This window comes from Slackia exigua ATCC 700122, assembly GCF_000162875.1.
In the GTDB taxonomy this organism is placed as follows: domain Bacteria; phylum Actinomycetota; class Coriobacteriia; order Coriobacteriales; family Eggerthellaceae; genus Slackia; species Slackia exigua.
Map to the genome: position 1 here is coordinate 657,479 of NZ_GG700630.1, position 13,519 is coordinate 670,997.

The window sequence follows — 13,519 nt, forward strand, 5'->3', positions numbered from 1 at the left end:
TTGAAGCCCTGGGAAGGCGATTGGTTAGCGACGAGCGCCGGCTCCAGGAAGCGAGCCGATCGCCGCCGTCGCGGCGGCCGCGGCGACCGATTTCGCTGCGCGCGCAAGCCTGACAGGCGCATCCTTGGCAGCTTGTCCCGCATTCTTGGCCGTTTGCCCTGCGCTCGCTGCGGCATTGCGTGCCACGGTGCGCCCGGCGGCGCGCGCACGATCTTTCATGCCGCGACCGGCCGACGTCGAGGCAAAGGCGCGAACGGCCTTTCCGCGCGCCTCGTTCAACGCGCCGATGAGTCCGCCCACGGTGCCGCCGTGTTCGAAATACTCGATGGCGGCCGTGCCCATGGCCACCGTGCCGCCGTAGCCGATGCCGGCCTTCACGGCCCATCCGAGCGCTGGGACCACGCCGATGATCTGACGAGCGACGGCGCGCCAGGCGAAGCCTCCGCCGACGATGGCCGCAAGCTCCTTGATTCGGTCGGCCGTGAGCGGCTGCCCGTAGGCGGCGGCGATCTCGAGCACCATCTTCGCCTGATTCGCGGTCATGACCGGCATGTCGGCACCGGGGATGACGACCACGAGGCCGACTCCCGCGTTCTGCGCGGCCGTGGACCGCACCGATTCGAGCGCGAGCGGACGGCGGACGAAATCGAATGCCTGGGCATACGACAGCCGCGTCTCCTTGAACGTCGCGACGACCCATTCGCCCATGCGCAGCGCGAGGCGTTCCATCATGTCGACCGAGAGCGGAATGGGCTCGAAAGAAGCAGCGCCGGCCATGGCGGCATCCGATGCGATGCCGCGGGGCGCAACGGCCGCATCGGGAGCAGCAACCGCGACGGCTCCGGAATGCACGACCACAGGCCGAGACAGCGGAATCACGTCAGACCCGGCAACTTGATCAGGAGCGATGAGATCGGCAGGCGCAATCGGGACGCCCGCGGCCTCGGCCGCCGACCGAACCGCCGCGGGGCTTGCGGTGACCACCATGACGGGGATGCGCGCACGGCGGACGTCTTCCGCCACCTGGCCCACTTCAGGCGTCGTGCCTGCGGCTATGACGACCATGTCGCTTTCGGGATCGAACAGCGCGCGACCGTCATGGAAGTAGTTGAGCGAGACGCGCGCCTGAGGAGATGCCGAGGCGAAGCTCGAACGCACGAATGCGGCAAGATCGGCGGGCGCGGAGTCGTCGATCAGAACCGATACGGACAGAGGCACGATGCGGGCGGCCTCGACGTCGGTCACCCCGGCAAGCAGCGTCTTGATATCGATAGGGATGTTCATGCAATCCTCCGATTTCCTGGTATCGAACCGGCCCGGCGGCCGCCCTCGGTTCCTGCTTCAAGCCGACGCAGCAGCAACGTCGGCCGAAAACGACGCAACGGCGAACATAGACGAAAGCCACCGAGAACCATGGCGTCGAACGTCATGCTCCCCTGCGAGCATACACCGACCAGATGAGGCCGACGAGCATGAAATTCACAAGCATGAACGACGTTCCATAGCTCATGAACGGCAATGGGATGCCCGTGATGGGCATGAGCCCGATGTTCATGCCGACGTTCTCGAGGATCTGGAAAAGCCACATCCCGACGATGCATGCGACGATGAGCGTTCCATGCAGATCGGCGGCGTTGCGCGCGATGCGGATGCTGAAGATGACGAGCGCCAGATACAGCCCGAGAAGCGCAACGGCTCCCACGAATCCGAATTGCTCGGCGAGCACGCAGAAGATGAAATCGGTCGGAGCTTCAGGCACGAAACCGAGGCTCGACTGGGTCGCGTTGCCGAAACCCTTCCCCAGAAAGCCGCCCGATCCGACGGCGATCATGGCCTGCTTGAGGTTGTAGCCGCTATCGGAGGAGTCTTCGCCCTGGTTCATGAACACGAACAGGCGGCTGCGCTGGTAATCCTTGAGCAGATGGTACTGGCCGGTCGCGCCCTTGAGAACCTCGTCCAAAGCGAAGACCGCGGCGATGAGCGCGATGAAGGCCGCGAGCGTGATGAGCAGATGGCGCAGGCGCGCGCCACCCATGACGAGCGCGACGGCGTCGATGAACAGGTACACAAGACCGGTGCCCAAGTCGGGTTGCGTCATGATGCAGAGGAACGGCACGGCCATGATGCCGAGCACCTTAAGGTATTCCCGGAAATCGTCGAGCTGCGCACCGTAGCGCGCGATCAGCCCGGCATCAAGCAGGATGACCGTGATCTTGGCGAACTCGCCCGGTTGCAGGCGCATGCCGAGATTGATCCAGCTGCGCGCGCCGTGGCTTTCGACGCCGATCACAGGCAGATGCGGGGAGAGGATGAGCACGATGTTCACGATGAGCAGCAGCGTCGTGTAGCCGGCGAGCTGGCGATAGTCCATGCGGCTGATGATGAGCATCAGGATGGCGCCGATGCCGATGCCCGTCAGCTGGCGGGTGAACGAATAGGTTTCGTTGCCCTGCACGGCGGAATACACGACGACGAGCCCGTAGGCCACGAGGCACGCGAGCACGCCGAGAAGCTGCAAGGGCGTCGTGCCTGCGGAATCCTGCTGCATGAACGGGCGCGAGGAGCGGGACCGGCGGCTGTCGGGATCGTGCGGCAACCGCAGATGCTCGACCTGGTTGTATCCCGAAGATGCCATACTACTCGCCGCCTTTCGCCATGCCCTTGGCGACGTATTCGATGGAGCGCGTGATTTCGGAGACGTAGGTCAGTTCGGCATCGAGCGTGCCGGCGCCGTATTCCACGCAGGCCTCCATGACATCGGCCGCGACGGGGCAGGCGGTGTCGGCGCCGTAGCCGCCGTCTTCGATGACGCAGGACACGACGTACTTCGGATCATCGTAGGGCGCGTACATGACGAACCAGGAATAGGCGTCGCGATCGCCGGTGGCTTCGCCGGTGCCCGTCTTGCAGGCGCATTGGAAGCCGCCCGCCTTCGCAAGCGTCTCGGGCACATCGCCGTCCTCCAGGGCCACGCCGCGCAGGGCGTCGCGCATGAACGAGTATTCGGCGTCGTTGACGCCTTCGATGTCGGAAAGCTTGGACGTGCCGGTGACGACGGTCTCGCCTGCGGAATTGCGGACCTCCTTGAGCAGGTTCGGCGTCGGGAGCTTGCCCGTGGCCACGCCCGCGTACCCGACGGCGAGCTGCAACGGCGTGACGAGCACGTTGCCCTGGCCGATGGCGGTGTTCGTCATGTCGCCTGGAACCCACTGCCCCTCTTCGGGCTGGTTGGCGTAGTGCTTCTTCTTCCATTCGGGCGTAGGCACGTTGCCGGCCTCTTCGCCCGAGAGGATGATGCCCGTCTTCGACCCCATGCCGAACTTCATCGCGAAATCCTGCATGGGCGTTTCGCCCAGATCGTCGGAGCGATAGTAGAACTGGGCCGCGATGTCGTAGAAAACGACGTCGCACGAGTTCACGACGCCTCCCCTGAGATCGAGGTACCCGTGGCCGCCTTCCTTCCAGCATTTCTGCGCGTACTTGTCGCCGAATCCGGTCCAGGTGCCCGTGCAGTTCCAGCCGCTGTCCGAAGACGCGATGCCGTAATGGAGCGCGGCCATGCCCACGAAGGCCTTGAACGTGGAGGCGGCCGGATAGGTTCCGGCGATGCAGCGGTTGATGAGGGGTTTGCGCGCCAGGTCCGCGTTGTAGCGATCCCAGTCGTCCTGGGAGATGCCGCCGATGAAGTTGGCAGGATCGTAATTGGGGAAGCTCGCCATGGCGAGCACGTCGCCGTTCGTCACGTCCATCGCGACGATGGCGCCCGCCGTGCCCGTGCCCCCGCCGATGACGCCTTCCGGCGCGATCATGCCGATGAGCGCGTTTTCCGCGGCCTGCTGGACGCGGGCGGCGATGGTCAGATGCACGTCGTTGCCCTGGGTCGGACGTGTCTCGCGTTCGACGGAATGCACCGTGCCGTCCACGTCGGCGACGACGACGCGCTCGCCATGCTCGCCGGACAGGACGTTCTCGAAGGCCGCTTCGACACCGGACTTCCCTACCTCGTCGCCGCTCTGGTAGTCGGTTCCCACGGGCATGCGTTCGAGCTCTTCGGCCGCGATGGTTCCCGAGTATCCGAGCAGCTGGCAGGCCAGAGCGCCGTATGGATAGGTGCGATGCGAGCGGTTCTCGATCGTGATGCCGGGAAATGCGTCCGGATGCTCCGAGATGAACGCGACATCGCGCTCGCGCGGGTGCGTGGCGACTTCGCGCTGGGCTTGCGCGCCTCCGGAGGCGTCTTGGATGCGCTGGCGCACGATGCTGTAAGGAATGCCGAGCAGGGCCGAAAGGCGCACGAGCACGTTGTGGTCGTTCGCGACCGAGGCATCGGCCAGGACCGTCGGCACCGTTTCGTTGCCGACGAGCTCGATGCCGTCGGCGTCGAAGATACGGCCGCGGGATGCCGGCGTCTTGATCGTGGTGAGCTGGTTGTCCTCGGATTGCGTGCGATAGCGGTCGGCGCTTAAGACCTGCATGATCCAGAGCTTGACCGCAAGCGACCCGAAGACGGCCGCGATGAGCACGCCGAGCGCGGCGAAGCGGTTCTTGATGCGGTCGTAGGGCGACCGGCCGCTCGCCGTTCCCGACGCCGTGGCGGTTTGGGCGTCCTTGCCGGTTTCCGCACCGCGCAGCGGCGCGGACGTGCCGATCGAGGCGACATCGCGCGAGACGGCGACGCGATCCTTGCCGGAACGGCGCATGGATACGATGACGAAGGCCGCGGCTGCCGCGACCAGCACGAGAACGAACGAGATAACCGCCGCTGCCACAACGATCCCTACCTGACGTTGCTGATGGTCGTCGAGCTGCTCGAGACATGCAGCGCCGTTCCCGACCCACCGCCTTTGCGACCGGAAGCGCCGCGGTAGAGCAAGGGGATGAGGATGAGCGTCATCGCGCAATCGTACAGGGCGCAGGGAAGCGCGCGCAAGACGACGGCTTCGCCGAATCCCAGATCGGCGCCCAACAGGACGTAGGCGACCGCGTACGCGCATTCGACCAGCGCCGCGCAGACCATGGACACGACCACGGGGACGATGGGCGAATCGTTGTCGAGCAAGGCGAAGGCGCGGGACGAGACGAATGTGGCAAGGAGCAGAATCCCGGCCATCAGGCCGAACGGATGCGTGCTCAACGCATCGGACGCGAGCCCGAGCACGAAGGCGAGCACCGTGACCGCGTCGCCGCGGTTGAAAAGAGACGCCGCGACGATGAAGACGAGGATGAAGTTCGGCTGCGCGCCGAGGATGGCGACGTTCGGCGCCAGGGCGACCTGCAGGATAAGGGCGACGATGCCGCCGATGATGAGCCCGAGATTCTCGCGCATATTTCTACCTGCCTCCCTTCTTGGTCGCATTCGCCTGGCCGTTGCTCGAAGAGGACGGCTCGGTCGCCTGGCTCTCGGACGTGGTCTGCACGATGACGCTCGCCTCTTGCAAGGCGGTGACATCGGAAAGCGGCGTGACGACGATCGTGCGGTCGGTCGTGCCCGCCCGCGTCTCGACGTTCGAGACGGTTCCGACGGGAAGGCCTCCGAAGTAGGCGCCGCCGAGGCCCGAGGTGACGAGCACGTCGCCCGCCTTGACCGCGACGGAGGGATCGACGTCTTCGAGATAGATCAGCCCGTCGAGCGATCCGCGCACGACGCCCGTCACGCGCGAACCCTGGATATAGACCGACACGCCGCTCTGGGGATCGGTGATCAAGCGCACGTCGCACGTGGATGTCGTGGCCGAAACGACCTGGCCGAGCAGCCCCGACGGCCCGATAACGGGAAGCCCCGCCTCGACGCCGTTGTCCGTGCCGACGTTCAGGGTGATGACCTGGTTCCACGCGCTCGGCTGCGTGCCGATGACACGTCCCGTCACCATCGTGAGCTCGTACTGGTCCTGCAGATCGAGCAGCCCCTGAAGGCGGTCGGCCTCCTGGCGGTACTCCTCCATCTCGATCACGGCCGCCCGCAGGCGGGCGTTCTCGTCTTTGAGCTCGGAATAGCTCGCGTCGTCGGCCGCGGCGTTCTCGAGCGCGTCAGATGCGGCGGATTCCCCGCCCGAGACGGCGCCGCCGAGCAGCGTCGCCGGAGAGAGGACGGCCGCGATGCCGCCGCGCACGGCATGCACCGGTCCCGCCGATCCTTCATGCACGTAGAGGCCGGCGATCAGGGCTGACGCGATAAGAAGCACGCCGAGCAGAGCGTTCCCGCGCGGCAGCTTCGAACGCTTGGGATCTTCAGGCGAAGCCATGGCGCGCGATTACTTGGAACGCATGAGCGTCTGTTTGAGGGCGGACGGCGTCTCGAGGACCTTCAGGCAGCCCATGGCCACGTTGGTCAGGGCGGTGTCGCTCGTCCAGACGGGAATCTCGAGGCGCTGCGTGAGGAAGCGGTCGAGGCCCGAAAGCAGGCCGCCGCCGCCCGTCAGCAGGATGCCGTTGGAGATGATGTCGCTGGCCAAGTCCGGGTTGGTCTTCTTGAAGGTTTCCTTGATATGGACGACCATCTCCTCGATGGGAGGCTGAAGGGCCGTGCGCACGTCTTCGGACTGGATGGTGACCTCGCGCGGCTGCTCGGTGACGACGTCCTGGCCGGAGATGATCATGTCCTTCTCACGGCCGTCTTCGAACGGGAGGATCGAACCGATCTTGATCTTGATGATTTCCGCCGTGCGCTCGCCCACCTTGATGCCGAGCAGGTCGCGCAGGTGCATGGCGATGGCCTCGTCCATCTTATTGCCGGCAAGGCGCAGGGAAGACGACGTCACGATACCGCCGAGCGAGATGACGGCGACTTCGGTGGTGCCGCCGCCGATGTCCACCACCATCGAGCCGGTCGGCTCGGTGACGGGCAGCTCGGCTCCCATGGCGGCCGCCATAGGCTCCTCGATCAGGTAGGCCTGGCGCGCACCGGCCTGGATGGCCGCTTCGAAGACCGCGCGCTTCTCGACCGAGGTGGCGCCGCAGGGGATGCAGATGACGATGCGGGGCTTGACCTGCCACGGATACCGACGGTCGATGGCCTTGTTGATGAAGGCGGAGAGCATGGCCTCGGTCACGTCGTAGTCGGCGATGACGCCGTCGCGCAGCGGGTGTTCGGCAGAGAACGCATCGGGCGTATGGTTGATCATCTGCTTCGCTTCATGGCCGACCGCGAGCACGCGATGGGTGCTGCGTTCGATTGCGACGACCGACGGCTCGTTCAGGACGACGCCTTCCCCGGTCACGGCCACGAGCGTATTGGCAGTGCCGAGGTCGATGGCGAGATCGCGCGACGTTGCTCCCCCGAAACTGCCCCCGAGGTTGCTGAAGATATCGGACAGCGGCATGTAGGCTTTCCTTTTGTAATATCTGATATATACGGGCAGTCATTCTAGCATACGGCGGTTGAAGCGCCCGATGCCTTGCGCGTATGCACACACAACTCCGATGCGGTCGAACGGCATGCGCGGGAATCCTCCGATACGGTCGGGCGGCACGCGCGAAAACCACGCGCGCCTCCCGGAAACGATGGCGCCGACGCGGATCAGGAAGCCTTCGCCGCAATGAGGACGCGCGACCTTCCTGCCAGGTCAGATGCTATGCGTACGCGTGCAAGACCCGCGCTTCGCGCAAGATCGGCCGCCTTGTCCAGGCAGTCCTCGTGCAGCTCGCAGGCAAGCACCCCCGGGAAGGACAGCAGGGGCACGGCTTCATCGATCAGACGCCGGAACGCATCGAGCCCGTCGCATCCCCCGTCAAGCGCGAGCGCGGGCTCGAAGACGGACACTTCGCGGGGCATATCGTTCAGAACAGCGGTCGGAACGTACGGCGGATTCGAGATGACGAGATCGAACGGCGCATCGGCGGCAAGCGGCGCGCAGAGGTCGCCTTCGCGCACGTCCACGCGATCGCCGAGGCCGAGCCGCGCGACGTTGCGCCGCGCGAGCGCGACGGCATCGGGCGAGATGTCGGTCGCGACGACGCGCGCGTCGGGATGTTCCGAAGCGATGGCGCAGGCGATGCAGCCCGAACCGGTGCAGACATCGGCGACGACGAGGCCGCCCGCGTGCGTGCCGTTCGCCTCTGCGGCGACGCCTGGGCGTGCCGACCCGGACGCCGCGGCGCCTTCCGAAGGCGGAAGCGACGGTTCTCCCGCATGAGGGCCCGGACGCCGCACCGCATACGCACCTAAGTTTTTGAGCTCGCGAAACGCCTCGTCGACGAGCACTTCCGTCTCGGGTCGCGGAATGAGCACGCCGGGCGCCACTTCGAGCTCGATAAAACGGAACGGGGCCGTGCCCTGGATGTATTGGAGCGGCTCCCCCGCAGCGCGCCTGCGCACGGCGTCGCGTAAGGTATCGCGCTCGTCGGGAGAAAGCGGGCGGTCGTGATGCGCGTAGAGCTCGATGCGGGAAAGCCCTGTGGCGAACGACAGCAGATGCTGCGCGGACACGCGCGGATTGACGTCCTGCGCGCGCGCAAGATAGCCCTCGCACCAATCGAGGGTCGCACGTATCGTCCAAACGTCGTTCACGAGGTTAGACGGCCTGTTCCAGCTTGCGGGCGCGATCGGCGGCCTGAAGCGCGACGATGAGGTCGGCCAGGCCGTCGGCGAGCAGCACGCCGTTGTATGTGCCGTTGTAGCCGATGCGATGATCGGTCACGCGGTCTTGAGGGGCGTTGTAGGTCCTGATCTTCTCGGCGCGATCGCCCGAGCCGATCTGCGCGAGGCGTTCGGCGCCTTCGGCGGCCTGCTGCTCGGCGAGCATCTTCTCATACAGGCGGGCACGCAGGACGGCCATGGCCGCGATCTTGTTCTGGAGCTGCGATTTCTGGTCCTGAGACTGCACGACCAGGCCGGACGGAAGATGCGTGATGCGCACGGCGGAGTCGGTCGTGTTGACGCACTGGCCGCCCGGGCCGCCTGCGCGATACACGTCGATGCGCAGGTCGCCTTCGTTGATCTCCACGTCGATCTCGTCGGCTTCGGGCAGGACCGCGACGGTGGCCGTCGAGGTCTGGATGCGCCCCTGGCTTTCGGTCTTGGGAACGCGCTGGACGCGATGGACGCCCGACTCGAACTTCATGAGCGAATAGACGTGGTCGCCCTTGACCTTGAACTCGATCTTCTTGAAGCCGCCCGCCTCGGATGCGGACGCGTCGAGATTCTCGACCTTCCACCCGCGCGACTCGCAGAAGCGCACGTACATCTTGTACAGATCGCCTGCGAAGATGGCCGCCTCGTCGCCGCCCGCCGCTCCGCGTATCTCGACGATGATGTCCTTCTCGTCGGCCGGGTCGTCGGGAATGAGCATGACCTTGATGGTCTCTGCGAGCGCAGGCAGCTTAGCTTCCGACTCCGCGATGGTTTCCTGGGCGAATTCGCGCATATCGGGGTCGCCGAGCATCTCCTTCGCGTCGTCGATGTCCCGGCATGCCTGCAGATAGTCGTTCGCCTTGCCCACGAGCGCCGCCTGATTCGCGAATTCCTTCGAGAGACGCGTGTATTCCCGCTGGTCGGCAAGCACGGCCGGATCGCCGAGCTTCTCCTCGATCTCCGCATAGCCCTCGATGATCTTCGTGAGCTTCTCTCTCAAATCTTCGTCCATGGTTCGTTCCCTCTTGAAAGGCGAAAGGCCGCGTCGCATGACGGGGCCCGTAGCTTCGGATGTCGTCGGTCGGCCGATGATGGTACCACGCCGCGCGAGCGCACGACGCGCCTGCGCGGCGCGGTACGTCAAAACTCTATCCGAGGGCTAGGAGAAGGCGCCGGTCGATTCGTCGTAGGCCATGGCCGACGACAGGTATCCCTTTTCGAGCATCCAGTCGAGCACGGGCTGGACCATGGCGGCCGCAGGCGTGCTCGCCTTCGGATACGTCGAGATGCGATACGTCTCGGCGACGGGCGCAGGCAGGTTCGCGCTTTCGACGAGCAGGCTGCGATAGGACTCGGGGTCGGCGTTCACGCGATCGACGGCGGCGTCCCACGCCGCCGATGCCTTGGAAAGCGCATCGGCCCCTTCGCCCGACGCCCAGTCCGCGCGCACGGCGAGGACCGACTGGCTGATGTTGTCGCCCTGGGAATCGTCCGCGAGAAGGACCATCCCCGACGACTCGCCGAGGGCGAGCAGGCTGCCAGGAAGGGCCGCTGCGGCGACCTGATTGTTCGTCATGGATTCGAAGCGGACCGGAAGCTTCTTGATCTCTTCCTTGACGATCTGGTCGTCCGGCACGCCGGCCTTCTCCATGAGACGGTCCATGACGTATTCGGGAACCGTGTTCGACCCGACGCCGATAGGCGTGCCTGCAAGGTCCGCCAGCGAGGTGATGCCGCTTTCAGGAGAGGTCATGATGCCGAAGCGGCCCTGACTCGCATCGGCGCCGAGCGTGACCCACGCAAGGCTCACGTCGGTTCCCGACGCCTTGAGCGTGGCCGCGGTCTGGACATCGGTCATGGCGGCATCGATATCGCCCGAGGCGAAGGCGGCCGAAAGCTCCTGGGCGCTCTGGAACGTGACGATGTCGACCGAAACGCCCTCGGCATCATAGAGGCCTTCCTGCTGCGCGATCCAGAACGGAAGCGCGTCTTCGGTCTGCATCGTGCCGATGCGCATCGCAGGCGCAGATCCGTCCTCGGCGGACGATGCGTTCGACGAGCATCCGGCCAACGCGCCGACGAGCGCGAACGCGCATACGGCGACGAATATCGATACGAGTTTCTTTCCCATGGCTGCCTCCGATTCATCGCAAGGATCCCCGCCGAAGCGAGGCGTTGACGTTAAAAGAGGGCGCCGCACCGCGACGCCCGAAGATTCCCTCTCCCGCAGCCGGTCCGCTGCGGGAGAGTACATTATACGGTTTTTATTCGAACGACAGGAACTCGAAGGCGGATGCCGCCGCATTCGCCCCGTCGCCCACGGCGGTGGCCACCTGGCGCAGCTGCTTGGTGCGCACGTCGCCGGCCGCGAATACGCCCGGAATGGAAGTCTTGCCGTCTTCGCCCGCAACGACGTAGCCGCGCTCGTCCAGCTCGATGCCCGTGTCGCGCAGGATGTCGCTTTTGGGCAGAGACCCCACGGCGACGAAGAGCGCGCTTGCGTCCAGGTCCGTGACCTCGCCGGTCGCAAGGTCGCGAATGAGCACGCCCGCGACCCGTCCGTCTTCCTCGCGCACGCCGTCCACGGCGGCGCTCATGTGCTTGGTAACGTTCTTGAGCTCGTCGAGCGGCTTGGCGTAGATCGCATCGGCGCGCAGCGTGTCGCGGCGATGGACCAGATGCACCTCGGTGCAGATATTCGCCAGGTACATGGCGTCTTCCACGGCGGTGTTCCCCCCGCCCACGACCACGGCGACCTTGTCTTTGAAGAACCCGCCGTCGCAGGTCGCGCAATAGGAGATGCCCTTGCCGCGCAGCTCGTCCTCATGCGGGATGCCGAGCGGGCGCGGGGCGGCGCCCATCGCGAGGATGACGGCGTCGGCGGCGTATTCCTCGCCCGAAGCCGTCACGATGCGCTTCGGCGCCGACGCGAGGTCGAGCCCGACAACCTCGTCGGTTTTGGCCTGCGCGCCGAAGCGGGCGGCCTGCGCGCTCATCGCGAACGAGAGCGCGAAGGGCTCCGCGCCTTCGGCGAATCCAGGATAGTTGTCGAGGGCGTCGGTGGTGGTCATCTGGCCGCCCGGCCCCATACGTTCGAACGATACGGTCGAAAGGCCGGCCCGACCCGCGTACAGCGCGGCGGTCATGCCTGCCGGACCCTGGCCGATGATGGCAACGTTGAAGCGGTTCGCTTCGCTCATGTTCGTTCCTCTCTAGAAAAAGGGGGCCGGCGACAACCGAACCCCCCGATACGTTGGACGCGCGTCCGGAGACGCGCCTTTCATGGGATGCCGCGCTGCCTTACGCGAGCAGGTCGAGCACCGCAGCCTTGGGCTGAGCGCCCAGCGTTTGCTTCTTGACCTGGCCATGCTCGAAAACAATGAGAGTCGGAATGCTCATGACCTGGTACTTCTGAGCGATGGACTGGTTCTCGTCGACGTCGATCTTGAAAACGTCGACGACGCCGGCCTTCTCGGCGGCGATCTCGTCGATGACGGGAGACATCATCTTGCACGGACCGCACCAGGTGGCGAAGAAGTCCACGAGGACGGGCTTGCTGTTCTTGAGGACCTTTTCCTCGAAATTCGCTGCATTGATGATCTCGGCCATGTCTGACCCCTTTCGTGTGCGCCCGCATGCGGGCTCGCGGCGCCGGGCTTCGTGCCGGCTCTCTCTTACGGCGTGAATACTATCATGCAATTACATTGTGCGCAACCTTTTATCGCGATTCTTGAAGAAGATGCGGAGAGCCCGCGCGTGCCGGCCGGCATGGCCCGCAACGACGTATGGGGCGGCGAATCGCATGCGATGCGGCGCTGACGGCCGCCCGCGCAACCTGCGGCCGCAGGTTCGCGACGCCGCCGTGCACGGCTTCTTGACGCGACGGCGGAATTGCCCGACGATGAGGCTTCTCTGACGAACGAAAGGGCTTTCCCATGTACGAGGCATATTCACCTGAAACCGTCGGCGATGCCGCGCCTGCATACGCCGGCAAGGAGCTTACGCGCGCGAACCTCGTCCTTGAAGGCGGCGCGATGCGCGGCCAGTTCACGGCGGGCGTGCTCGATTTCCTCATGGATCACGACGTCTGGTGCGAAAACGTCGTCGGCACGAGCGCCGGATCGCTCAACGGCTACGACTATCTGGCCGGCGAAGTCGGGCGCACCTGCTTCGTCAACGTCAAATACGGCCCCGATCCGCGCTACCTGTCCTTCAACAACTTCGCGCGTTACGGCACGGTGTTCGGCGACGGCTTCGTCTTCGAAGGCATCCTCGAGACCGATCCTTTCGACGTGGCCGCATTCGAATCGTCGCCCATGAACCTCTATGCCGTGTCGAGCAACATCGAGACCGGGCAGGCCGACTACCACCGCATCGAATCCATGGCAGATATCGATTACCTGAAGGCGTCCTGCAGCATGCCTCTCATGACCAAGATCGTGGAGGTGGACGGCAAGAAGCTGCTCGACGGCGGCACCTGCGACAGCGTGCCCCTGGGCTTTTCCATGACGCTCGGCGGATCGGGCAAGCATATCGTGGTCCTGACGCGCGACGCGTCGTTCGTGCGCAAGGAAGAAAAGCTTATGCGCCTGATGGAACGCGTGTATCGCGATCACCCGAAGTTCCTCGAGCGCGTGCGCCATCGCCATGTGGACTACAACTGCACGTATCGCTGGGCGCGCGAGCTGCACAAGGCGGGGCATGCATTCGTGATCCAGCCGCCCGAGCCCGTGACCATCGGCAATATCGAGCATGACCGGCAGAAGCTCTTCGACCTGTGGGAACAGGGATACCGCCAGGCCGCGCTGCAGTGGGAGGATTTGAAATCCTACCTTGGAGACGACCTCGGAAAACGCGTCGATTAAGCCGCGATGGGGCCGCAGGCCCTTCCTCCGCGGGTGCTGAACCGCGATGGGGCCGCATACCCTTCCTTCGGGAAACCCCTCTTCA

General features: G+C 65.3%; 12 protein-coding genes. 1 reads left to right on the forward strand and 11 read right to left on the reverse strand.

The window, feature by feature from the left end; translation table 11 throughout:
* Window positions 1–24: 24 nt before the first annotated feature.
* The 11 genes from HMPREF0762_RS02890 to trxA form a co-directional block, all read right to left on the reverse strand.
* Window positions 25–1,284: a DUF697 domain-containing protein gene (locus HMPREF0762_RS02890; RefSeq protein ID WP_006361902.1), complete on the reverse strand. Its 1,260-nt coding sequence runs from the start codon at window positions 1,282–1,284 to the stop codon at window positions 25–27.
* Window positions 1,285–1,426: 142 nt separating this feature from the next.
* The gene (gene rodA, locus HMPREF0762_RS02895; protein ID WP_050759672.1) at window positions 1,427–2,635 is read right to left on the reverse strand and encodes a rod shape-determining protein RodA; all 1,209 of its coding nucleotides are present in this window, start codon (window positions 2,633–2,635) and stop codon (window positions 1,427–1,429) included.
* 1 nt (window position 2,636) lies between these two features.
* Window positions 2,637–4,769 carry a penicillin-binding protein 2 gene (gene mrdA / locus HMPREF0762_RS02900; RefSeq protein ID WP_006361904.1) on the reverse strand — a complete coding sequence of 711 codons (2,133 nt, stop codon included), beginning with the start codon at window positions 4,767–4,769 and terminating at the stop codon, window positions 2,637–2,639.
* 8 nt (window positions 4,770–4,777) lie between these two features.
* A complete protein-coding gene (gene mreD / locus HMPREF0762_RS02905) occupies window positions 4,778–5,326 on the reverse strand; it encodes a rod shape-determining protein MreD (protein WP_006361905.1) in 549 nt (182 codons plus the stop codon).
* Window positions 5,327–5,330: 4 nt separating this feature from the next.
* A complete protein-coding gene (gene mreC, locus HMPREF0762_RS02910) occupies window positions 5,331–6,242 on the reverse strand; it encodes a rod shape-determining protein MreC (RefSeq protein ID WP_006361906.1) in 912 nt (303 codons plus the stop codon).
* Between the two features lie 9 nt (window positions 6,243–6,251).
* Window positions 6,252–7,319, reverse strand: coding sequence for a rod shape-determining protein (mreB, locus tag HMPREF0762_RS02915; protein ID WP_006361907.1), 1,068 nt, complete (start codon window positions 7,317–7,319; stop codon window positions 6,252–6,254).
* A gap of 197 nt (window positions 7,320–7,516) precedes the next feature.
* Window positions 7,517–8,506, reverse strand: a complete 990-nt coding sequence (locus HMPREF0762_RS02920) for a N5-glutamine methyltransferase family protein (protein WP_006361908.1) — start codon at window positions 8,504–8,506, stop codon at window positions 7,517–7,519.
* A 4-nt stretch (window positions 8,507–8,510) separates the two neighbouring features.
* Complete coding sequence (gene prfA, locus HMPREF0762_RS02925) at window positions 8,511–9,581, reverse strand: peptide chain release factor 1 (RefSeq protein WP_006361909.1); 1,071 nt, start codon at window positions 9,579–9,581, stop codon at window positions 8,511–8,513.
* 147 nt (window positions 9,582–9,728) lie between these two features.
* Window positions 9,729–10,700: an ABC transporter substrate-binding protein gene (locus HMPREF0762_RS02930; RefSeq protein WP_006361910.1), complete on the reverse strand. Its 972-nt coding sequence runs from the start codon at window positions 10,698–10,700 to the stop codon at window positions 9,729–9,731.
* 133 nt (window positions 10,701–10,833) lie between these two features.
* Window positions 10,834–11,769, reverse strand: a complete 936-nt coding sequence (gene trxB / locus HMPREF0762_RS02935; protein WP_006361911.1) for a thioredoxin-disulfide reductase — start codon at window positions 11,767–11,769, stop codon at window positions 10,834–10,836.
* A gap of 100 nt (window positions 11,770–11,869) precedes the next feature.
* The gene (trxA, locus tag HMPREF0762_RS02940) at window positions 11,870–12,178 is read right to left on the reverse strand and encodes a thioredoxin (RefSeq protein ID WP_006361912.1); all 309 of its coding nucleotides are present in this window, start codon (window positions 12,176–12,178) and stop codon (window positions 11,870–11,872) included.
* A 326-nt stretch (window positions 12,179–12,504) separates the two neighbouring features.
* Here trxA and HMPREF0762_RS02945 point away from each other — a divergent pair, with 326 nt between their 5' ends.
* Window positions 12,505–13,434: a patatin-like phospholipase family protein gene (locus HMPREF0762_RS02945; protein ID WP_006361914.1), complete on the forward strand. Its 930-nt coding sequence runs from the start codon at window positions 12,505–12,507 to the stop codon at window positions 13,432–13,434.
* Window positions 13,435–13,519 lie beyond the last annotated feature (85 nt).

What these genes read in the sequence shown, in the direction of transcription:
- HMPREF0762_RS02890 (WP_006361902.1), bottom strand. Translation starts at nt 1,284, where the DNA reads ATGAACATCCCTATCGATATCAAGACGCTGCTTGCCGGGGTGACCGAC.
- rodA (WP_050759672.1), bottom strand. Translation starts at nt 2,635, where the DNA reads ATGGCATCTTCGGGATACAACCAGGTCGAGCATCTGCGGTTGCCGCAC.
- mreD (WP_006361905.1), bottom strand. Translation starts at nt 5,326, where the DNA reads ATGCGCGAGAATCTCGGGCTCATCATCGGCGGCATCGTCGCCCTTATC.
- mreC (WP_006361906.1), bottom strand. Translation starts at nt 6,242, where the DNA reads ATGGCTTCGCCTGAAGATCCCAAGCGTTCGAAGCTGCCGCGCGGGAAC.
- mreB (WP_006361907.1), bottom strand. Translation starts at nt 7,319, where the DNA reads ATGCCGCTGTCCGATATCTTCAGCAACCTCGGGGGCAGTTTCGGGGGA.
- prfA (WP_006361909.1), bottom strand. Translation starts at nt 9,581, where the DNA reads ATGGACGAAGATTTGAGAGAGAAGCTCACGAAGATCATCGAGGGCTAT.
- HMPREF0762_RS02930 (WP_006361910.1), bottom strand. Translation starts at nt 10,700, where the DNA reads ATGGGAAAGAAACTCGTATCGATATTCGTCGCCGTATGCGCGTTCGCG.
- trxB (WP_006361911.1), bottom strand. Translation starts at nt 11,769, where the DNA reads ATGAGCGAAGCGAACCGCTTCAACGTTGCCATCATCGGCCAGGGTCCG.
- trxA (WP_006361912.1), bottom strand. Translation starts at nt 12,178, where the DNA reads ATGGCCGAGATCATCAATGCAGCGAATTTCGAGGAAAAGGTCCTCAAG.
- HMPREF0762_RS02945 (WP_006361914.1), top strand. Translation starts at nt 12,505, where the DNA reads ATGTACGAGGCATATTCACCTGAAACCGTCGGCGATGCCGCGCCTGCA.